We start from the raw sequence: 22,019 nt of genomic DNA on the forward strand, positions 1-22,019 counted from the left end.
ACCCCACGGCGACTAGCCATGACGTCTTTTAACGGTGTCGCCACGGTGGAGAAACCGGGGTCATATTTAAAATCATTAAATATGCGTGAATTCAGTTCGTTTACCGCCGCCAAAAATGGACGCTCTGGGCTGAAAATGTCCGCGGCAAAGGTCTTTAGCTCCTCTGTGACCCCAATCATCGGAGAGTCGAAGCAAAACTCTGAGGCCTTTACGTCCTCAGTGCTACTGCCATTGAGGAGCGCCGCACGGACTTCTGCGCAGGTGATACCGCCGCTTAGCAAACGAGGTTCTGAGGGCGCAATTTCCACTTCACTATCGACAATAACTTCGAGCTTTCGGTGAGGCTTTTCGACGGTGAAATGGCACACCACATTGCCAAAATAATCGACCCGTTTAATTTTACTGGTCGGCGTTGGCACAATACGAATATCACTAAAATTTATCCGCTGACCATTACACTCACGGGGAATGAGATAAGCGACGTTATAGCCCTGGTTCACTTGATCTGCGTATTCATAGCGCGTCGAATGCTTGACTCGGTATTTCATGTTTCGTCCCTGCCGCTCATTTCAACCGGTTGCGGCCCAGCCGCGTGATCGAAATAACGATCTGCCAAAGCCTGGGAAGCAGCCTTTAAATCACTGTCTAGCTGGCTGAGCATTTCACCCAATTTCAAGTGCTCGCCGCTCGCCTCATCCCTTGCCGCCAGCTCATCCAAGCGCGACATTAGCAAGGTATTGCTCGCTCGCAAAATACACCGCATGTCTTCTGTTAGTTGAATGCCTTTGTTCTGGCCTAGGACTTCATCTAGATGACTGCGCAGGCTCTCTAACTGAAACATCACTGAACGCGGATTTTCACGATCAAATAGCAATAACTCCATGCCCTTATCTAGGCGATAGCCACTGCGATAATAGCGCTTGTAGACAATTCGTGACTCTAAGCTTGCCAGCACAGGTTTAAGCAATGGCACATTCTGGCCATCACCCACCTTCACCACTAACATTCGCGTAAGCAGTTCGACTGTTTTTTGAGCACGCTCTAGGCGTCGCCCCATTTCCATGAAGCGCCAGGCTCGCCCCCTTACCATGCTCTCCTGACTGAGACCGGATAAGGCCAACAAACTGGTAATCAAGGGATCAAGTAATTCGTCTGGCGCAGCCTGCAAACTGCTCTTTAAGTTTTTATTCAGAAATTCCATGCCGTCACGAATATCGTTCACCAAGCGCAACATATCATTCGACAGCAATTCTTTAACGCCATCGGCCGAATGCAAAATTGCCTCCAAACAATGGGCAATACTGCCGGGGCGCGAGCGATTAGACACAATATCCAGCAGTTCATGTTCCGGCGCATTAAAATCAGCCGTTTTCGCGGTAAAGCCGGGGTAAGTTCCCGTTACATGGGTCACCGAACACAGCAGTACTCGGCGGCTTTCTGGTGACAAAGGCTCAATACTATTTAATTCTTCAAATACTGTCCGCACCAAACGCAAGCCCGATTCGGCCCGTTCAGCATAACGGCCAAACCAAAATAAATTATCAATTACGCGGCTAGGCAAACTGAAATTGCGATCAAGTGCCTGAGACTGCCGAGCCAGTTTCTCTGGTTCAAAAACACTATCTTCGACTTCCGGCTCAGAGGCGAGTATCCACGTATCTTTACTGCCGCCGCCATACTGACTCGCGATATGCTGGGTATCGGTGTGCGTGCCAATCTGGGTAAGCCCGCCGGGCATCACCGAGTAGGAGCTTCCGCTGGCTACCGTAAAACTCCGCAATACCAAGGGCCGACTACTGAACACCTTGCCATCAAGCGCAGGTGTCTGCGACGGTCGGACCGCACTTTGTGCGACATAATCAACTGGATTCGCTAGAACTTTGGCGAGTAAGCTGACGCGCTCCTCTGGGTTTAGCTCGGCGACAAACACACTGTGTCGGCCCGGCGCCCGGCAGGTATGACGAATTAATAGATCATCAAAATGGGCTTTAACATACTCTAAATCAGCTGCGTCACCGCACCACCACGTGGGCACTGAGTTTAAGCGCAGGTCACGGCCCAAAAAGTGGCGGGCAATGGCAGGCATATACTTGGCCAATACCGGGTTCTCTAAAATCCCACTGCCAAGCGGATTCGCAATCACCACGCCGCCGGCGCGCACTACTTCGGTTAATCCAGGAATCCCCTGACCAAAACTTTGCCGAGAAACAACGGGGTCGGCAACGCTGTCGTCAATACGGCGCAAAACGACGTCTACTCGTCGCAAGCCGTCCAAGGATTTCAGCCACAACCCGCCTTTGCGCACCGTTAAATCGCGGCTCTGAACTAGAGGGTAGCCCAAATAGTTTGCCAAATAGGCGTCTTCAAAAGAGTTCTCTTTAAACGCACCCTGGGTTAAATACACTACCAGCGGCGCGTCTTTGGTCTGACTCAACTCCGCCAGTTTACGCCGCCACTGCAAAAAGAAATTAGATAAGCGATGGACATGGGCGTCGCGGAACAAGCTCGGCATTACCCGGCGCAACACCGTGCGGTTTTCCAGCGCATAGCCCGTTCCCGATGGCGCTTGGGTGCGATCGCCAATAACAAGCCACTCACCCGTTGCCGAACGCACCAAATCTGAGGCATGAAAAATAAGCTGGTGTTCACCGGGCAAACGAATGCCATCGCAGGCGCGTAGAAACCCTGGGTGACTGTATAAAACCGCCGGGGGAATAACCTTATTGAGTATGAGGCTGCGCTCGCCGTATAAATCGCTGAGTATTAAATTCAGCAATTCGGCGCGCTCGCGCAGGGCGTTTTCAACGCCTTCCCACTCCTGACTGGAGAGGATTAAGGGCAGTAAATCGAGGTTCCAAGTGTGGCTGACATTGAGCTGACCACCGGGACTGTAGCTAGCCCCGTCATCGCGCAGAATACGTTTGGCAGTGCGCTGGCGCTCGAGTAAGGCGTCAACCCCCATGGCATTCATTACCCGCATGGGATAATGCCAATGTTCACGAATTTGACCGTCCTGGTCCACGACCTCGTCGTATTGGTCGTGCTGGGGTGTGTATACAAAACGGTCAGTTAACATGGATGCGATGCCAAAGTACTAGATCAATAAAAGGGATTCCCCAGGAACTGGGAACACCGCCACCCCGCTGTTTAGAGCTTATATTTTACTTGGTAACCGAAATCACCCACAAAATGGCAGTTTTGCCGCCACAAGCAAAAGCTGGGAGGGAAAGATACCGTATGTACCCGAACCGAGCAAACAGCCAGCCCTCCGGCATCCCCCTAACACCGCTTAGAGTCAGAATTAGCTAGGTTGAAACCAGCTCTCCTGAATCGCAGAGTGCACAACAATAGAACTCTTTTCCAAAGCCGTCAGGTAGGCGGGAAAGCCCTTAGAGACATCATTATAGTCGCTACCCTTTGCCACCGTATCTACTAATTTTGTCAGTTCAACAATTACTGTCTCATTGCCTGGCAGCAATTCAGCCGATTCGCGCATTCTCAGCAGCCCACAGGCAACTGAGCGAGGAAATAAGGTATCCTCCAATAAAAAGCGTGCTGCGTCATCGCCGTTTACCGCCACTTTCATGGTGCGCCGGTAGGGCATAGTCGCATTTAAGGTACCCAATACACTACCCCAGACCACGTCCAATACATGATTGGTGTCGTTTTCAATGAAATCGCTAGACATACTGGCGCCGGCTTCCAGTATTCTTAAGGTCATATCAGCCCGCTCTAAGCTGCGCCCAAGATTTAAAAAATGCCATGCCGCGTCTCGGCGCATGGTATCGGCGATGAGGCCATTAATTTGCTGGCAGGTTTTAACAATTTGCCCCAAAAACTCATGGCGGTATCGTCGTCCCAGACCTTGGGCCATGTTTTCGTTTACATAAATTTGGAACTCATTAATCAACTCCCAACTCTCTGGTGGCAACATATCCCGGGTCGTACGAATATTTTCCCTTACCATGCGCAGCGATGATGCCAACGAGCTCGGGTTGCTAAGATCCTCCAGCAAGAACTTTATGACCCGTTTCTCGTCCTGCACGCTAAACCGCCGGTTATATTCAGCGTGGCTGCCACTAGCAATAACCAAGTTATGCCAGCTAATACCCGTATTCGGCGGTAAATCAAAGAGCAGACCGGTATACACCTGAATGAGGCGCGCCATACTCTCGACTCGCTCAATATAGCGGCCAAACCAATAGACCCGCTCGGCAACACGCGACAGCATCATGATTTCACCTCCCGCTCCGCCACAATCCACGTATCTTTACTTCCACCACCTTGGGAGGAGTTGACGACCAAAGAACCTTTTACTAATGCAACTCGGGTGAGCCCTCCCGTCGTCACATCGAGATCTTTGCCCTGCAAGGTAAAGGGGCGCAAATCTAGGTGGCGCGGCTCCGCTTCACCGGGTCCAGTCAGAACCGGTGCCGTGGATAATCTTAGCGTAGGTTGAGCGATGTAATTGCGAGGATTTTCCACCACCAATTTACGAAACTCCGCATGGTCTTTTTTGGTGGCGTGTGGCCCCACCATCATGCCGTAGCCGCCAGACTCATTCGCCGGCTTCACCACGAGCTTTTCAATATTCGCCAAAACATATTTTAGTTGTTCCGGGTCGTCGCACAGATAGGTTTCGACATTGGGTAAAATTGCCTCCTCGCCCAGATAATATTCAATCATCTTCGGCACGTAGGCATAGACCACCTTATCGTCGGCAACCCCGGCGCCCGGTGCATTCACCAGAGCCACGTTCCCCGCGCGCCAGGCCCGCATTAACCCAGCCACACCTAATATGGAATCCGGATGAAACACTTCGGGGTCTAAAAATAAATCGTCAATACGCCGATAAATGACGTCGACCCGCTCTAGGCCAGAAATCGCCTTCATGTAAACGCAGTCATCGTCATCCACGAATAGGTCGCTGCCTTCAACAAGCTCGACACCGAGCTGCTGGGCTAAATACGCGTGTTCAAAATAGGCGGAGTTGTAAATACCCGGTGTGAGAATCACGATTTCCGGCTGTCGCACCCGCCGCGGCGACACCGAGGCCAACATATTGAAAAGTTTAGTCGGATAATCGTCGACCGGGAGGATATCATTGGCCTCGAAAAATTCGGGCAGCACACGCTTACTAACTTCGCGGTTTTCCAGCATATAGGCCACCCCGGAAGGCACCCGCAGATTATCCTCTAAAACATAGAACTTACCGTCGGCATCACGCACTAAATCGCAGCCACAAATATGCGCCCAGACCCCTTTCGGTGGGTTAATGCCAACACATTCCGGACGGAAGTTTTTCGAGTCTTTAATCAGGTAGGCAGGCAGCACGCCATCCTTAAAAATCCGCTGTTTGTGGTAGACATCGTTAATAAACATATTGAGGGCTTTGACGCGCTGCTTAAGCCCTCTTGCGGTGTGCTCCCACTCTTCGGCGCTAATTACGCGCGGAATCAAGTCAAAGGGCCAGGTGCGATCGATATTTTCGCCGTCGGAGTAAACGGTAAAACTTACCCCCATATCACGGACCGTGCTCTCGGCCGCGACTCGACGGCTCTCTAGATCTTCACAACTTAGATCACCAAGGAGTTTCACTATTTTCCGGCTAGCCGAGCGCGCTTTGCCCTTGCTGGTAATCATTTCGTCAAAAAAATCTTTTGACGGATACCGACTCCAGTCTATACCGTCAGATTCTTCCTGTTTCTTATCTATCATGCGTGTCGTATCCAATACATTGTTACACGTAGCCACTAACAAAAGCGCGCCATCATGGTGCGATCACAGTGACTGCAGGGCCACACCCAAGAGCAAAAACCATCCAATTTCTTGGCATTTCTCTACTCATTTACACTTTAGCTTGCAATAGCTAAGCCAAGTCGCAGGACGACAAGGAGGATTGCTCGACACCTCCAGCATACCAACTTATTAGCAAATTAATGCCCTTTTAGCCGCACTATTGCAATCTATCGACCAAAAAAAACCCTCGCCACTAAGTGAAGAAGGTTTCTCGAGTTTCGCCACTATTTAGCCAGCATTTTTATCCGCACTTATAACAACAATCGCCGAATGTCCGCCAGCACAGTCCCCATAAAGGTAAAAAACTGGCCAGCGTCAACGCCATTGATTGCGCGGTGATCGTAAGACAGTGACACCGGCAGCATTTTCTTAGGCACAAACTCACTGCCATTCCACACAGGCTTAATTGCCAACTTGGATACGCCCATAATGGCCACTTCTGGCGCGTTAATAATCGGTGTAAACCCTGTGCCACCGATATTGCCAAGGCTCGAAATAGTAAAGCAGCCGCCCTGCATATCAGCGGGTTTCAACTTGCGATCCTTGGCTTTTTGCGCCAATTCAGCGGTTTCTGCCGCCAGCTCCCACAGTGATTTTTTATCCACATCGCGGATCACCGGCACCACTAAGCCGGCAGGGGTATCGACTGCAATACCAATATGAATGTATTTCTTGTACACCATATTCTCGCCGTCAGCGCTAAGCGAAGCATTAAACTTCGGATGCGCTTGCAATGCCGCCGCGGCGGCTTTAAGCAAAAACGGCAGTGGCGTCAATTTCACCCCACGCTGCTCAGCTTCACGCTTTAAGCCAGCACGAAAATCTTCCAGCTCACTAATGTCCACCTCGTCGAACTGCGTTACATGCGGCAGATTAACCCAGCTGCGGTGCATATTTGCTGCAGTGAGCTTGTGCAATTTACTCAATGGCTGGGTATCGATCTCACCAAACTGGCTAAAATCAACCTCAGGGATCGATGGCAATCCAGCGCCGGACGAGACCCCGCCTTTACCCTTGGCCAGATCTTTAACAAATTGCTGAACATCCTCCTTAAGTATCCTGCCACGGGGACCGGTTCCCGTTAGCTGTTCCAGCTCTATGCCAAACTCCCTTGCCAGTTTGCGCACCGCCGGGCCGGCATACACATCAGCGTGACTGGTCACGGTCGCCGCAGGCTTAGCCGCAGATGGTGCGGGAGTTTGCGCTGCAGGGGCGGCGGGTTTAGGCGCGTCGTTGACCGGTACAGCCGAGCTCGCCACTTCACTCACATTTGCAGCGCTATCCACTTCGCGCTCGATCTCCGCAATTTCGGCACCTAGTTTAGCGCTGTCGCCGACCTTCATGACGAGTTTCGTGATTTTGCCACTATACGGTGATGGCACCTCCATGGAGGCTTTGTCAGACTCCAAAACCACGAGGGAGTCCCCCTCCTTAACCACATCACCCACCGCAACACAGACTTCAATAACGTCAATGCCCTCGCTACTACCCACATCGGGAACCAAAATCATTTCCCGCGCCGAGCTGCTGGCAGGCTTGGTCGGCGCTGCGGCCGCTTCAGGCGCTGACTCCTCCGTGTTTTCGTTTTCGTTTTCGTTTTCGGCCGGCACCGATTCAGCGACTGTCTCAGCCCCAGATCCTTCACTTTCCAGCTCTAAGATGACATCGCCAGCGGCTACCGTTGCGCCCTCTTTAAGACGGATACTCAGCACTTTGCCCGCCATCGGCGAAGGGATTTCCATAGACGCCTTGTCTGACTCTAAGACCAGCAGTGAGTCATCTTTCGCGACCACATCACCCACCGCCACACAAACCTCAATAACATCGACACTGCCGCCACCGAGGTCAGGAATTTTTACAAGTTCTTTAGCCACAAAAAAATCCTTCTCAAAAAATTAGCGATACAGTGGGTTAGTCTTTTCAGTGTCGATACCAAAGGCCTTAATCGCTTTGCTAACGTCACTGAGTGGTAGCTTCCCATCATCAGCCAATGCTTTCAGCGCGGCCACCGCAATATAATAACGGTCCACTTCAAAATGCGCGCGTAACTTCGCGCGGGTATCCGAGCGACCATAACCGTCTGTGCCAAGCACCACATAGCGCGACTCAATATAGGGACGCAATTGCTCTCCGTATGACTTTATATAATCGGTGGCGCAAATCACCGGGCCCTGACGACCGCGGAGCTGCTCTGTCACATAGGGCACTTTGGCGTCACTCTCTGGGTGCAGCATATTCCAGCGTTCACAATCCAAGCCGTCACGACGCAACAAGTTAATACTGGTTGCACTCCAGACATCGGCTTCGACTTTATAGTCCGCTTTTAATATTGCCGCCGCCGCCTCGACCTCGCGCAGAATCGTGCCACTGCCCATTAACTGGACTTTCAGCTTCGGCTTTTTCACCGCACTCGGCGCCAGACAATACAGGCCTTTGATAATCCCATCAGCGCTGCCTTCCGGCATGTCGGGGTGGGCATAGTTTTCATTCATCACCGTCACGTAGTAGAAGACATTCTCCTTGTCCTGATACATGCGGCGCATACCGTCTTGAATAATTACGGCCAGCTCATGGGAGTAGGTGGGGTCGTACGACACGCAGTTGGGAATCATATTTGCCATTAAATGACTGTGCCCATCTTGGTGCTGGAGCCCTTCACCATTTAGCGTGGTGCGTCCGGCTGTTGCCCCCAAAAGGAAGCCCCGCGCCTGAGAGTCACCTGCCGCCCAAGCCAAGTCCATAATGCGCTGAAAGCCGAACATGGAGTAGAAAATATAAAACGGAATCATCGGGTAGTGATGATTACTGTACGAGGTTGCCGCTGCCAACCACGCCGAGAAGGCACCAGCTTCGGTAATCCCCTCTTCCAGAATCTGACCTTGCTTGTCTTCTTTGTAATACATGATCTGATCAGAATCATGGGGGGTATAGCGCTGACCCTGCGAGGAATAAATTCCCAACTGGCGGAACATGCCCTCCATACCAAAGGTACGTGCCTCATCGGGTACAATAGGCACAATCCGCGGACCGATTTCCTTGTCTTTAACCAAGGTCGACAGCATCCGTACGAAGGCCATCGTCGAAGAGATTTCCCGCTTACCGGTGGCTTTAAGCTGAGCGCTAAAGCTGTCTAAAGTCGGGATTTTCAAAGCCTCAAAATCAGCCTGCCGAGCGGGCAAAAAGCCACCAAGCTTTTCCCGACTCTTGCGCATATACACCATTTCAGGACTGTCTGGCGCAGGTCGGTAATAAGGAACGGTTTTTAGGTCCTCGTCGCTGATCGGCACCCCAAAGCGATCGCGGAATTTTTTCAGTTCTTCAACGCCGAGCTTTTTAACCGAGTGGGTTTCGTTCTGGGCTTCACCGCCCTCGCCCAAGCCGTAGCCTTTTACTGTCATGGCAAGCACAACAGTTGGCTGGCCCTTAGTCTCCATCGCTTTGGCGTAGGCGGCATAGACTTTATAGGGGTCGTGGCCACCGCGATTCAAATACATGATATCGTCGTCTGATAAATCTTTGACCAGTTCCAACAGCTCCGGGTACTTGCCGAAGAAATGCTTACGGGTATAAGCACCGCCGTTGGCTTTGTAATTTTGTAGCTCGCCGTCAACAACCTCATTCATGCGCAAGCGCAACAAACCAGTCTTGTCCTTTTCAAGCAACTGATCCCAGTGCCTGCCCCAAATGACTTTAACGACATTCCAACCGGCGCCGCGGAAAACCCCTTCCAGCTCTTGAATGATCTTGCCGTTTCCGCGCACGGGGCCATCGAGGCGCTGTAAATTACAGTTCACCACAAACACGAGGTTATCCAAACCCTCTCGACCCGCCAATGCAATAGAGCCCAATGATTCCGGCTCATCGCTCTCGCCGTCGCCCATAAAGCACCAGACTTTGCGGTCGCCATGGTCTACCAGACCACGGCTGTGCTGGTACTTCATAACGTGAGCTTGGTAAATTGCTTGAATCGGCCCCAGCCCCATACTCACCGTTGGGAACTGCCAGTAATCAGGCATCAGCCACGGATGGGGGTATGAAGAAAGACCAGCACCGTCAACTTCACGACGGAAATTATCGAGCTGATCTTCGTCAATTCTCCCTTCGAGATACGAACGCGCATACATGCCCGGTGAACTGTGGCCTTGGTAATAAATTAAATCGGCCTTTTCTCCGCCGCGGAAGAAGTAGTTAAAGCCCACATCATAGAGTGTTGCCGACGATGAAAAGCTGGAGATATGACCACCCAAACCTTCATTATTATCGTTGGCACGCATCACCATTGCCAAGGCATTCCAGCGAATCATCGAGCGAATTTTGCGCTCCATAAACAAATCGCCGGGCATCCGCCGCTCATCGCGGGGCTCGATGGTATTGCGAAAAGAAGTGGTGATCGCCGACGGCAACTGGGTGCCAGCGCGCGCAGCGTGTTTCGCCAAGCGTTTCATCAAAAACGCGGTACGGGCACGGCCGCCGTTTTTTAATACGCCATCTAGGGCTTCAAGCCATTCTTGGGTTTCTTGGGGGTCTAAATCTTCGCGCAAATCGGGGTCTTGATACATACACAGTCCTTAGCAAGTACAGTGGGCTGTCCAGACCAGCAAGCGACGTGCTTGGAAGTGTTCCGTTTACAACTGGCACACCATTGAGCGATCAGCTCACGGTGTTTGTCATCTGCCCGTTGGTGACGGTTATCACCTGGCCCGGCTGGGCTAAACGTCGGCCTTTTGAGCCAGCGAATACCCGAATAATAGGATTTATTTGCTTCTCAAACGCCGGTTTACAACGATTAAGAGCAAGAGATTTTTGCAGCTTAATCGCCATAAATCAACAAAATACTGTTATTTATTATATGAATAAAATATGACGAACCCATCAAAAACAATGACATACCCCCACTTACTTAAACGAGTAAGCCGGTAAATTTCCCTTGAAGTCCTCCGCACTGTCCACTCGCAAGCCCTTAGGCTCCCTGCTCGGCCACTTACCCGCTGCATACAATAATAGACCACGTCGCGTAGTTGCACTCAGGTCACGAGTCATCATTGACATCCAGTCTTGGTAATTCAACTCTGTCAGGGCCTGCACAAGTAAGTCGCGGCTATTAAACTCCGGATAATTCTCCAGCAAATCCTGCCAATGGCGACCCGCAGCTTCCCATAAGTTCTCAGGCTGTTCGGCCAGCCGCTTGAGCAAGCTCGCCTTGTGCTGCGCAAAAGTAGCCTCATCAATACCTGCGCTTAGCCAGCCATCCAAATACTGAGTAATTTCGGCCTGCAAGGTCGCTGAATCGACAACCGAAGACTGCACTAAAAAGATCAGACCACCGACGTCACGCTGGGGATAGACGCTGGCGCTAACGACGTAACCTAATTGCTTGCGCGTACGTAGCTGGTGATAAAAATCAGCACTTAAAATCTGTGCCGTTAAGCCCATTGCGACTCTAGCCTGCTTACCCACCTCGCCGCTTTGCAAATAAAACAGCGTGGCACTGTCGTCGTGCTCAGCCGGCACGTTGCGTTGCAACTCCGCCACCTTCAAATGGCTAATATGTTCCAGCGGCGGCGTATGCGATTCACTCGGCGGCATAGCCTTGGCCGCGAGCTTGGCCATGTTAAGCGCATCGCTTTTATCAAAATTGCCGTCGAGTAACATACGCAATTGTAGAGATTTCAAAACTGATTGAGCATGCTCCGCCACCGCCGCCATAGTCAGTTTGCGAGTGGCCTCCTCGTGCGCAAGCAAGCCCGGCCGCTCATGACTCAGCATGCGCGGCAACTCAGCGATTAACTGCTGATATGGCGACTGTTTCACTGCGTTTTCAAACTGCCGTAAGCGCTGGGCCTGCAGTCGTGCAAAGCGACCCTCTTGCCATTTTGGGGCTTTCAGTGCCGCGAGAATTTCTGTTAACAACTCATCTTGCTTTTGGTTAAAACCACCTACGCTAATTTCAATACCGCGCCAATCAACATCTAAATTAAAGTCCAAGCCCGCCAGCTGAGCAGGGTATGTCAACTCATTAAGCTGATCTTTTACCATGCGCAACCACATTTCGGTTTTAGCCAAGGCGTCGACATCACCGGCAGCTTGCGCCGATGATAGCAACAGGTACGTCCTGCCTTTGGGCAGTTCAAAGACATCATCGGTATGCAACCAAAGTTCTATCGGCATGGTGCTATCGACTCGTAAAGGCGTACTCCCGTTTTTGCCCTTTTTTAAACTAAAGTCATTCGCGACAAAATTATTTTTTACCGGCAATTTTAACGCTTTCGATTTGGCCGGTGCCCAGGCCGCCAATTCACCCGCAGTAATCGGTCGCTTACTGTAAGCCACTTGATAGCGAGGAACCTCAGTTGTTGCCTTTACGCTAGGTGCAACCAAGGTAATAAAGCTATTCTCGGGACGCATCGCAGCGAGAAACTCAGTTAATAACTCGGGCTGATAATCGTCCATGATAAAAGGCGCGCGCATAACCTCTGCAGCTGGGTATTTCTGCATCGCCATCGCTAATTGCACCACTTCGTTAATTGCTGCCGGCTGTGCGCGGAACAAAAAGCCCTGTATTGCCAAACCGGATTGCTCAACAAAACGCCAGCGCTCAATACCCGCGTCTCGCAACTGTTTAATATTTTGGTATATCAATGCCACGATTTCATCGACATGATTGAGCCCAGCTTCGGTTAGCGCGACCTCAATACCGAACATGGCACCGCCTTGGAAGTTCAAGCTCTCACCGGCACTTAAACTGTCGGCCCAGCCTTTGGCCTTCAGCACCGCGAGCAAACTGCCCTCACCCTCGTGCCCCAAGATATTGCCGATATAATTTAGTGGCTTGCTCCGCCAGTGCTGCTGCGCATCTGGCACTGGGAAATTCACCGACAGTGAGCGCCGATTCTGGACCGGTTGGATATTGATCCAGCGCGGTAAATCACCCGCCTTAAACAGTGGTTCAGTAATATCGTCCAACTGACGTTGGCGATTGGCTACGCCACTAAACTTGGGTAATACCATCGCCTCAAGCTCATTTAATGACTCGCGGCCAATTACCGTCAACGTCATGATATCGGCAGAGTAATTCTGCTGATAAAAAGCTAATAGCTGCTCCCGCAGCGCCTGCTCGTTGTCGCTATGCAGCGTTTGCAAATTTCCCACTGAAAATTTTGCAAAGGGATGCGCAGGATTAAGCTGAGACTTAAACACCGCCAATTCGCGACGACGGTCATCTTTAATCCTCGCTCGGTACTCCGAGTTCACCGCGTTAACTTCGCGGCCGACATATTCAGCATTAAATAACGGCGCCACAAAAAACTGGGCAAATTGATCTAGCGCTGGCTCTAGGGAGTCGGCGCTAATATCAAAAAAGTAATTCGTATCTTCAAAACTGGTAAAGGCATTGTGACTACCGCCATGGGCGGTAATAAACGCTTGATAAGCACCCGCCTCTGGGTATTTCTCAGTACCCAGAAATAGCATATGCTCTAAAAAATGGGCCAAGCCCTGGTAGTTTTCTGGGTCTTGGCGACTGCCGACATTCACATCTAGTGAGGCCGCGGCCTTATCCGCACCGGCATCCGAAATTAATAAAACTTTGAGACCATTCTCTAAAACCGTGTAGCGATATGCGCGTTGATCACTCGGAGGCTTGACGATCGACTGAGCACTACTGCCATATCCCGAGTTATTTAAACCGACACCTTCCAGCCAAGTACACGCTGACAGTTGGAACATTAAGACGAGCACAAACGCCGATTTTAAATAATTCACAAAGCTTCCTTTTTTATTAAAACAATTTACCACAGTGCACTACTTAATCTGCGACGGTTTCACCTTCGTCAACTGAAGTACGCCGCACGGGCCGCGGCCAAGCGTATATAATGGCTTTAACCAAGGTCGCCAAGGGTATCGCAAAGAATACCCCCCAAATACCCCACAAACCGCCAAACACCAGCACTGCCACAATAATGGCAACAGGGTGCATATTGACCGCCTCAGAAAACAGCAAAGGCACCAACACATTACCGTCTAAACCTTGAATCACGCTGTAGACAATAAATAGGGTTAAAAACTCCCCTCCCCAGCCCCACTGAATAAACCCGACTAGTAATACAGGCAAGGTCACGACAGCGGCGCCAATATAGGGAATCACCACTGACAGCCCTACTAGCAGAGCCAGCAGCGCGGGGTAATTGAGGCCAATGATTTCAAAGCTAATATAAGACACCACGCCGACAATAACGATTTCCACCGCCTTGCCCCGCACGTAATTAGCAACCTGCACATTCATCTCTGACCAGACCGCACTCAGTAGCGGGCGGTGGCTTGGTAAAAAGCCCGCCAACCAAGACAAGATAGTGACTTTATCCTTTAAAAAGAAAAAAACCAGAATCGGTATTAAAACGATATTAATCATCAGGCCAAGTAAATTCGGCAGCTGTGCTATCGAGAAGCTCAATAAATACTGGCCTACCGACCCCAGCTCCTTGCTGGCAATCGCCATCCATTCGCGAATTTGTTGTTCGGTAAAAAGCTCCGAGCGCTCTGGCAAGACCAGTAATAAATGCTGCAATTTACGGAGCATCGCCGGCAGCTCCTGAAACAGATTGATCAACTGCTGCCAAACCAACGGCAGCAGCACGACCAAAACACCAAAAAACACACTGACAAAAACGAGGTAAGCTACGCCGACCGCCAACCATTGCGGCGCACCGCGCCGACTTAAGCGTGCAATAATACCCTGCATCATAAAGGCTAAAACAATGCTCGCCACAATAGGCACCAGCACATTCCCTAGGGTTAGCATCATTAGCAGCACGGCGGCAATTAAGAGAAGGAGGACCACGGTCTCCTCTTCCGCAAATAGCCGATCAAACCACGAGCGAACAATACCCAGCATGAAGCAATCCTTTAAAAATGGTAACGAGGGGTGTGAGACCTATTTCTTTCTAAACAAATAGCGATAGCAAGCATCCTGCTCTTCGCTGAGCAACAGAGTATGGCCGCTTTGGCTGGCAAACACCTCAAAATCCCGCCAGGAACCGACATCCGTTGCCAATACCTCCAAGACTTGGCCAGTAGCCATGCGATTAAGCGCCTGCTTTGCTTTTAACAAGGGTAGCGGACAATCTAAGCCGCAGGCGTCTAAATAGATATCAATATGCGTCATAAGCTCGATGTGTAAATTCAAATTTTCGCTAGTATAGCCTGCCCAGCAACATGGCCCAAGCTAGCACTTTTAATGAATAATGAGGTCATAGTAGCGACGCTCTTGTATTATCAAGGCTCATATTGTGTTCCTCCTATAGAGTGGCTAAGGATTTTCTGTGTTAAAACGCGCCTTCGGTATCAGCCTCATTGTTTTCGGCAGCCTTGTATTTGCCGACAACAGCCCCAGCGACAACCTACCCGATTTAGGCGATGTCACCGCCTCACGCTACTCAGCCCAACAAGAGCATGACTTGGGCAGGATGTGGTTGAAAATGTTCCGTAGTCGGGTAAAAACAGTTAACGACCCCCTGATGCAAGACTATGTAGAAGGCCTACTCTACCGCCTTGCTTCGCACAGCGAGCTGAAAGATCGTCGCTTAGAAACCGTCATTGTCGATAACGCCACCATTAACGCCTTCGCTGTGCCCGGCGGCGTAGTCGGCGTGCACAACGGCATTTTCTTATATACCGACAACGAAGCTCAGCTAGCCGGCGTACTGGCCCACGAAATTGCTCACCTCAGTCAACGTCACTTTAGCCGCTCCATGGACAACGCCAGACAGAGCACCATACCCACACTTGCGGGTTTATTGGCTGGGGTCGTATTGGCCGCCACCGCTGGCGCCGATGCCGGTATAGCGGCAATAACCGCCACCCAGGCCGCCGCGCTGGATAGTCAATTGCGCTTTAGCCGCCAACACGAACAAGAGGCTGACCGCCTAGGGATGGAAACACTCTCTAAAGCCAATATGGACCCGAATGGCATTCCCTCAATGTTTGTCAATATGAATGCCAATCGGCGCTATGCCCGCTCCAAGCCCCCTGAGTTTCTGCTAACTCACCCTTTAACAGACAGTCGGATCAGCGACAGCGCCAATCGCGCCCGCCAATACCCGCGGAAGGTGTATACCGACAATTTAAATTTCCAATTAATGCGGATGCGGGCAGCGCTACAGCACAGCAAAAACCCAGAGGACCTGCTTATAAATTGGCAGAGCGACAGCGGCGTGAACGGTGAAGCCCGCCGTTACGGGGTCGTCATTGCCTTAACTGCATTGGATCGCTGGCAGGAAGCAGACCAACAACTCGCCCCCTTGCTTAAAGACGACAGTGGCCGCATTGCCTATCAACTCGCCAAGGTCGATATTCTAGCAGGACAAAAACGCTATAACGACGCCATAGCCCTGCTGCAAAATCAGCTGGCAATTGCCCCTAATAACTACCCCTACACCGTAAAGCTCGCAGAGATCTTTCAACTCGACAACCGCTTCGAAGAGGCCGATCAAGTACTTAGCCAGCAAACACGACACCGCCCCGACGACCCCAACCTCTGGTATCAATTGGCTGAGGTGCGAGGTTTAGCCGGCAATATTCTGGGAGTGCATATTGCCCGCGCGGAGTACTTTATTTTGCAAGCGCAATTTGAGCGCGCAAAAATGCAATTGCGCTACGCCTACGGACTCACCGTTGATAACAAAATTCAGCAAGCTCGCATCAAACAGCGCATACGCGATATTGCCGACATGGAAGAGAAATTAAAAAACCTGTGAATTAGCCACTTATCAGCCAATCCAGCGGGCTTTAACGCGCAGTTAAAGCCCATAAGCGCTATACTCCGCGGCATATCACTAAAACGGCCGGACCATGAAATTATTAATTCGCAACCTCAACCGCACCACCACCGAAGCCGAGTTACTCGACCTATTTGAAGCTTACGGCGCCGTACAATCTCTGCAACTCGTACGCGATGAAGACGCCAATCTGTCCAAGGGTTTTGGCTTCGTTAATATGCCAAAAGCCGGCGAGGCCAAGGTCGCAATGCAAAACATCAATGGCAAAATCATTGGTGGCTTTAAAATCCGCGTTAAACGAGCTGAAGAACGTGCTGAAGAAACTACTAGCGATGACCGTGGCGATTCGCCAGCGTCTGACACCAACCGCAATGACTGAAAAAGCGGATACCAAGACGACCGCCAAAAAGGCAGTGCCAAGCGCCAAAGACCCCATGCACGGCATGACGCTAGAAATGATTATCGTCCAGCTCGAACAACAATTTGGCTGGGAAGAACTGGGCCGCCGAATCAAAATTAAGTGCTTTACTGACGACCCCAGCGTGGCGTCGAGCTTGAAGTTTTTACGCCGCACCCCCTGGGCGCGGCAAAAAGTGGAAGCGCTGTATATTCGGAGTCAGCGGCCAGCGAAATAAGCCTGATGCCGAAGAACGCTTGATGGGAGACGAGAAACGCTGAGGCCAAAAACCTTACGAGCTAAGCGTCCACGCCCATCACCAATCGGTCAGGCATCTAGTGAGCTAAGCGAATAAAAGCGCCTCCCGTCTAGCATTAAGCAAGCACTTAAGCCGACTCACCAAGCGCCTGCAATGTCACCGGCACCCCGTTCAATACCGCGTTCCCTGACAATTCATCGAGATGCATTTCATCGGTCAGGTCATTCACACTGACCCCAGCGTGGGCTTCTGCCTCCAGCCACTGGGTTCCGCTGCGATGATGTCCCCAGCCATGCGGAATACTGACCACCCCAGGCATCATCTCGTCGCTGATTGCCGCCGCCAGCTCAATACTACCCACCCGTGAGCTGACCCGCAGCTGCTGCCCATCGTCAACGTTAAGGTGCCGCGCATCCTCGGGGTTGATTAAAACCGTACAGCGGTCTTTGCCTTTAACTAATCGGTGGCTATTGTGCAACCAAGAATTATTACTGCGCACATCCCGGCGACCAATGAGTAACAGCTTGTCACCGGCGGTGTCGCGATTGAAGAAGCGCGTGTTAACCCGCGCCACATCTTTTAAGAAAAACGCAGACTCTAGGTGCACCTTGCGATCACCATGATAGCTCAGCGCCGCCCCGACGGGCTTTAATGCCCCCAAATCTACACCGTGGGGAGATTTTTTGAGTTTACTCAAACTCAGGCCCGCAAATGGATTGCGACCGCCGCCGTAGGGGCCTTTACGCAATAGGACATTGAGTATTCCAGAGGGCCCCATACGTCGCATTGTGTTGCGGGCCAGTTTTTCCTTAATACTGTGCGCAGGCTGCAAGCGGTCCCGCAGGCCAAGCAATATTTCCCAGTCATGGCGGCCATCTGCCGGCCGAGGAAACAATGCCTCAGCGTAACGCGCGTTATTGCGCACGGCCAACACATTGAAAGTTACATCGTAGTGCTCACGCTCCAGAGGACTTACCGGTGGCAGAATGAAATCGGCGTGGCGACTGCTTTCATTAATATAAAAATCGACGGCCACGAGCAAATCCAATTTAGCAAACGCGCGGTCGAGTTGCTCGCCGTTCGGGGTCGACAACACCGGATTACCGGCAATTAACATCATGCCTTTTATCTGGCCAGTTCCAGGCGTGGTAATTTCCTCTGCCAAGGTCGCCACCGGCAACTCGCCATTAAACTCGGGCAGGCCCCGCACCCTGCTGTGAAAACGGCCCATATGACCGCGCCCACTCTGCGCCAAAATATCGACCGCAGGTTTGGTGAACATCAGCCCGCCAACACTGTCGAGCCGCCCCGTCAGGATATTAAAAAGCATAATCAGGTACTGAGTTAAGGTGCCAAATTCCTGCACCGACACCCCTAAACGGCCATACATAACCGGTTGTGACGCTGCGCAAAAATCATGCACCATGGTGCGAATAACCTCAGCGGACATTCCCGTTAAGGGTGCAACTTTTTCAGGATTAAATTCCGCAAAGCTCGCCGCCAATTCGGCGGGGTCTTGATCCAAGTACTCTGTCAGGCTGCCAGTGTTGACTAAATTATCTTTAAACAAGACATTGAGCATCGCTAGCAAGACCAGCACGTCACTGCCTGGTCGAACAAAATAATGGGCGTCGGCGAGTTCCGCCGTAGCCGTTCGGCGGGGATCAACGACGACTAATTTACCGCGTTTACGCACATCTTTAAGACGCTGCTTAACATCGGCAACGCTCATTATGCTGCCGTTAGACGCCAAAGGATTCGCGCCAAACATCAAAAAATGATCGGTGTTATCAATGTCCGGCACGGGAATTCGCAACTGATGACCAAACATCTTCCAACACACAATATGGTGGGGGAGCTGATCTACCGACGTTGCCGAGAATTTATTTTTGGTCTTTAAGGCCCGCAATAAACCACCGCTCATCAGTATCGAGCCAGTGTTATGGACATTCGGGTTACCGAGGTAAACACCCATTGCGTCATTGCCGTGCTCGGCTTGTAGGCTGGCGATTCGGGCCGCCACCTTATCTAGGGCATCGTCCCAGCTGAGCTCCTGCCATTCACCATCCACCTTGTGCAGGGGGCGGCGGATACGGTCCGGGTCTTCATAAAGATCTTTCAAAGCAATCGCTTTAGGGCAAATATGGCCACGGCTAAAGCTGTCATCTTCATCCCCTTTTATCGAGGTAATCACGCCGTCCTCAACCTTAATGGCAATGCCACACATGGCCTCACATAAATTACAGGTGCGGAAATGGGTTTTACTCGCGGACATAATCATACCCTCGCTTAGACTCGCATTATTGGTATCGGGGAAAGGCCTAATGCCTCGATGTTAGCAGCGATTACACATAAATGCCTCTTTTCCTCATGGAATAGCACGCACAAGCTTGCTTGCACATTTGCAGATCCCGAACACTTACGCGGCGTCAACGCGCTCGGATTCTAGGAGGGATTTACTTTCGGCCGCGCACCCAAGCGCAAAAAAGTGTGCAAGCTCTATCGTGGCGGCATCGGCGGCTAAAGCGAACGCTAAGCCGACCCCAGAAAGATTCATTTACAGGCAATTTTAATTTTTATTGCCAATAAACCTCTCGCCGCCCTGATTAAGGTAATCCAGAGCGACAAAGGGGATTGACCAAAATCAGGCCCTACATCCCCGACGACATTGCCGCGGCGGGGGCAGCGGGCGCTTTGCGACCAGCCTTCAATGCCGCGGCTTCCGACGGCGCCTGCATCGCCCGCATCCGCAGGTAATGGCGGATATCTTCTAGATCTTGGTCAGAAATCCACGGTGATGCAGGCATACCTCTTGGTTTGAGTGCCCCGCGCTTAACCACCGCACTAAACGCATCTGCGCTCAAAATCATCGTCGAATAGCGCAAGTCCGGCGCAGCGCCGCCGCCAATGGCATTCATGCCATGACAGACTAAGCAGGCATTGTTGCCAAAGGCGATAGCACCAGCCATCACCCGGTCTGGCTCTGGCTTGAAATCAGCATCTTTGGGAGGCAGTAAATCTGGCATCTTGTAAGCAGGTATTTCCGCGCTACCATTGAGTGCAAAAACCAATAAGTGACGTGGCAGGGCATAATCAGTGCGGTAAGCCGCATTGCCGGTCGCCAAAATTCCACCACCTTGAGATCCGCTACCGGTAAGTACGGCAATATACTGCACGCCATTAACACTATAGGAAATCGGCGGCGCGACTACCGGTGCCACTGTTTTATATGACCACACTTCAGCACCGGTTTTGGCGTTGTAAGCTTTTAAATACCCATCGATTCGGCCCTGAAACACTAAATCGCCCGCTGTCGCCAGCACCCCGCCGGGCCAGTCTCCCGGCAACTCAATACTCCAAGCAGCCTTTTGCGTAATCGGGTTCCAGGCCTTTAAAAAGCTGCGGCGGCTGCCGGGCAGTTCCGGATCAGGGATCATGGTTACCCCCATGCCGGCGCCAATACCAGTGTCATTCGCTTTTGGTGCACCGATTAGTGAACCCATTTCCATAATCGGCAAGTAAACTAAGCCTGAGCGCGGACTAAAGGCTTGGGGCAACCAACTGTGGGCGCCCTGAGGGCCAGGCCACATTTCAAATAAGCCCTTTTTGCCTTGATAGCGAATAGCCGGATTTTCCACTGGCCGCCCGGTCTTTTGGTCGATCTTCTCCGCCCACGTCACCTTGGCGAATTTCTCCGCCGAAATAAACTCACCCGTAGCGGCATCAAGCACGTAGAAAAAACCATTTTTCGGCGCCTGCATTAATACTTTGCGCGGTTTGCCAGCCATCGTTAGCGTCGCAATTGTCATGTCTTGCACCGCGGTGCAATCCCACTGTTCGGCGGGGCAAACTTGGTAGTGCCAAACGTATTCACCGGTATCCGCATTCACTGCCACAATAGAGGCAAGAAAAAGGTTGTCGCCGCCGCCAGGGCTGCGCATTTTGTGGTTATAGGGAAAGCCATTGCCGACGCCGAGATAAATAAGATTAAGCGCTTCGTCATAGCTGAAGGCATTCCACAGAGTCCCGCCACCGCCCTTGCCATACCATTCGCCTTTCCACGTCGGCCGCATAACCTCCTCAGCCTTGCTTTCCGCCGGTGTCGATGGATCACCGGGGACGGTATAAAAGCGCCAGAGTTCTTCGCCAGTTTTGGCGTCGTAAGCCGTGGCATAGCCCCGAATCGGACTGATGTCAGCACCGCCGTGACCAATAATGACCTTACCGTCAAACACCCGCGGCGCGCCGTTGCTATAGCGCATTTCCGACAAGGCAAACTGCCGAGTTTCCCAAACGACTTCGCCGTTTTGATCGTCCAAGGCAATCATTCGCCCGTCGGTGGTCGAGAGAAATACCCGACCATTTTCCCAAGCGATGCCCTTATTGCCCCAGCCCATATGCAGAGGGCTTTGCGCAATTTCCCGCGTCTTGGGGTCAAACTCCCACAGCAGCTGACCACTAGCCGCATTAAATGCGCGGATAACGCTGTGACTGGTCGTGGCAAACAACTTGTCACCACCTTTGACCGGAGCGGACACTGAAAAACCCGGTTCCAAATCGTAATACCAAGCTAGTTTCAAGTTGGCAATATTGCCCTGCTGAATCTGATCGAGGCCGCTGTAATGCTGCTCATGCCCATCCCCGCCATAATTAGGCCAGTCAGAATCCGGCGCCAGCATGGTCGATGGGCTAATCGCCTTACGGTCTTTATCAGCGGTGGCGCTAGGATCACCACAAGCAGCGAGCAATAGCGCAGATAACAGCGCAAAAAATCGAAGTCTATCCATTATTA

General features: G+C 51.6%; 14 protein-coding genes. 3 read left to right on the forward strand and 11 right to left on the reverse strand.

Annotation, left to right across the window (positions count from 1 at the left end; genetic code table 11):
* The 9 genes from ABYT30_RS04630 to ABYT30_RS04670 form a co-directional block, all read right to left on the reverse strand.
* Positions 1-548, reverse strand: a 548-nt coding sequence (locus tag ABYT30_RS04630) for a transglutaminase N-terminal domain-containing protein (protein ID WP_373095436.1), incomplete at its 3' end; no start/stop codon positions are given.
* Positions 545-3,076, reverse strand: a complete 2,532-nt coding sequence (locus tag ABYT30_RS04635) for a circularly permuted type 2 ATP-grasp protein (RefSeq protein WP_373079694.1) — start codon at positions 3,074-3,076, stop codon at positions 545-547. The genes ABYT30_RS04635 and ABYT30_RS04630, both read right to left, overlap by 4 nt.
* Before the next feature lie 225 nt (positions 3,077-3,301).
* Positions 3,302-4,234 carry an alpha-E domain-containing protein gene (locus ABYT30_RS04640; protein WP_373079692.1) on the reverse strand — a complete coding sequence of 311 codons (933 nt, stop codon included), beginning with the start codon at positions 4,232-4,234 and terminating at the stop codon, positions 3,302-3,304.
* Positions 4,231-5,718: a circularly permuted type 2 ATP-grasp protein gene (locus ABYT30_RS04645; protein WP_373079690.1), complete on the reverse strand. Its 1,488-nt coding sequence runs from the start codon at positions 5,716-5,718 to the stop codon at positions 4,231-4,233. The genes ABYT30_RS04640 and ABYT30_RS04645 overlap by 4 nt, the downstream gene beginning before the upstream one ends.
* Before the next feature lie 332 nt (positions 5,719-6,050).
* Positions 6,051-7,673, reverse strand: coding sequence for a dihydrolipoyllysine-residue acetyltransferase (gene aceF / locus ABYT30_RS04650; RefSeq protein WP_373079689.1), 1,623 nt, complete (start codon positions 7,671-7,673; stop codon positions 6,051-6,053).
* A 21-nt stretch (positions 7,674-7,694) separates the two neighbouring features.
* Positions 7,695-10,340: a pyruvate dehydrogenase (acetyl-transferring), homodimeric type gene (gene aceE / locus ABYT30_RS04655; RefSeq protein WP_373079731.1), complete on the reverse strand. Its 2,646-nt coding sequence runs from the start codon at positions 10,338-10,340 to the stop codon at positions 7,695-7,697.
* Positions 10,341-10,695: 355 nt separating this feature from the next.
* The gene (locus ABYT30_RS04660; protein ID WP_373079687.1) at positions 10,696-13,560 is read right to left on the reverse strand and encodes an insulinase family protein; all 2,865 of its coding nucleotides are present in this window, start codon (positions 13,558-13,560) and stop codon (positions 10,696-10,698) included.
* A gap of 43 nt (positions 13,561-13,603) precedes the next feature.
* Complete coding sequence (locus tag ABYT30_RS04665; RefSeq protein ID WP_373079685.1) at positions 13,604-14,689, reverse strand: AI-2E family transporter; 1,086 nt, start codon at positions 14,687-14,689, stop codon at positions 13,604-13,606.
* Between the two features lie 39 nt (positions 14,690-14,728).
* A complete protein-coding gene (locus ABYT30_RS04670; protein ID WP_373079683.1) occupies positions 14,729-14,959 on the reverse strand; it encodes a sulfurtransferase TusA family protein in 231 nt (76 codons plus the stop codon).
* 157 nt (positions 14,960-15,116) lie between these two features.
* Here ABYT30_RS04670 and ABYT30_RS04675 point away from each other — a divergent pair, with 157 nt between their 5' ends.
* The 3 genes from ABYT30_RS04675 to ABYT30_RS04685 all read left to right on the forward strand — a co-directional run bounded on the left by ABYT30_RS04675 (position 15,117) and on the right by ABYT30_RS04685 (position 17,206).
* On the forward strand, positions 15,117-16,550 hold the full coding sequence (locus tag ABYT30_RS04675) for a M48 family metalloprotease (RefSeq protein WP_373079681.1): 1,434 nt from the start codon (positions 15,117-15,119) through the stop codon (positions 16,548-16,550).
* A gap of 94 nt (positions 16,551-16,644) precedes the next feature.
* On the forward strand, positions 16,645-16,950 hold the full coding sequence (locus ABYT30_RS04680; RefSeq protein WP_373079679.1) for an RNA recognition motif domain-containing protein: 306 nt from the start codon (positions 16,645-16,647) through the stop codon (positions 16,948-16,950).
* Positions 16,943-17,206, forward strand: a complete 264-nt coding sequence (locus tag ABYT30_RS04685) for a VF530 family DNA-binding protein (protein ID WP_373079729.1) — start codon at positions 16,943-16,945, stop codon at positions 17,204-17,206. Before ABYT30_RS04680 ends, ABYT30_RS04685 begins: the two co-directional genes overlap by 8 nt.
* A gap of 148 nt (positions 17,207-17,354) precedes the next feature.
* Here ABYT30_RS04685 and ABYT30_RS04690 read toward each other — a convergent pair whose 3' ends face one another.
* Positions 17,355-19,502, reverse strand: a complete 2,148-nt coding sequence (locus tag ABYT30_RS04690) for a molybdopterin oxidoreductase family protein (RefSeq protein WP_373095439.1) — start codon at positions 19,500-19,502, stop codon at positions 17,355-17,357.
* 376 nt (positions 19,503-19,878) lie between these two features.
* Positions 19,879-22,014 carry a PQQ-dependent dehydrogenase, methanol/ethanol family gene (locus ABYT30_RS04695; protein WP_373095441.1) on the reverse strand — a complete coding sequence of 712 codons (2,136 nt, stop codon included), beginning with the start codon at positions 22,012-22,014 and terminating at the stop codon, positions 19,879-19,881.
* Positions 22,015-22,019: the final 5 nt, after the last annotated feature.

It is taken from the genome of Zhongshania sp., from assembly GCF_041623545.1.
In the GTDB taxonomy this organism is placed as follows: domain Bacteria; phylum Pseudomonadota; class Gammaproteobacteria; order Pseudomonadales; family Spongiibacteraceae; genus Spongiibacter.

What these genes read in the sequence shown, in the direction of transcription:
- ABYT30_RS04635 (WP_373079694.1), bottom strand. Translation starts at nt 3,076, where the DNA reads ATGTTAACTGACCGTTTTGTATACACACCCCAGCACGACCAATACGAC.
- ABYT30_RS04640 (WP_373079692.1), bottom strand. Translation starts at nt 4,234, where the DNA reads ATGATGCTGTCGCGTGTTGCCGAGCGGGTCTATTGGTTTGGCCGCTAT.
- ABYT30_RS04645 (WP_373079690.1), bottom strand. Translation starts at nt 5,718, where the DNA reads ATGATAGATAAGAAACAGGAAGAATCTGACGGTATAGACTGGAGTCGG.
- ABYT30_RS04665 (WP_373079685.1), bottom strand. Translation starts at nt 14,689, where the DNA reads ATGCTGGGTATTGTTCGCTCGTGGTTTGATCGGCTATTTGCGGAAGAG.
- ABYT30_RS04670 (WP_373079683.1), bottom strand. Translation starts at nt 14,959, where the DNA reads ATGACGCATATTGATATCTATTTAGACGCCTGCGGCTTAGATTGTCCG.
- ABYT30_RS04680 (WP_373079679.1), top strand. Translation starts at nt 16,645, where the DNA reads ATGAAATTATTAATTCGCAACCTCAACCGCACCACCACCGAAGCCGAG.
- ABYT30_RS04685 (WP_373079729.1), top strand. Translation starts at nt 16,943, where the DNA reads ATGACTGAAAAAGCGGATACCAAGACGACCGCCAAAAAGGCAGTGCCA.
- ABYT30_RS04690 (WP_373095439.1), bottom strand. Translation starts at nt 19,502, where the DNA reads ATGTCCGCGAGTAAAACCCATTTCCGCACCTGTAATTTATGTGAGGCC.
- ABYT30_RS04695 (WP_373095441.1), bottom strand. Translation starts at nt 22,014, where the DNA reads ATGGATAGACTTCGATTTTTTGCGCTGTTATCTGCGCTATTGCTCGCT.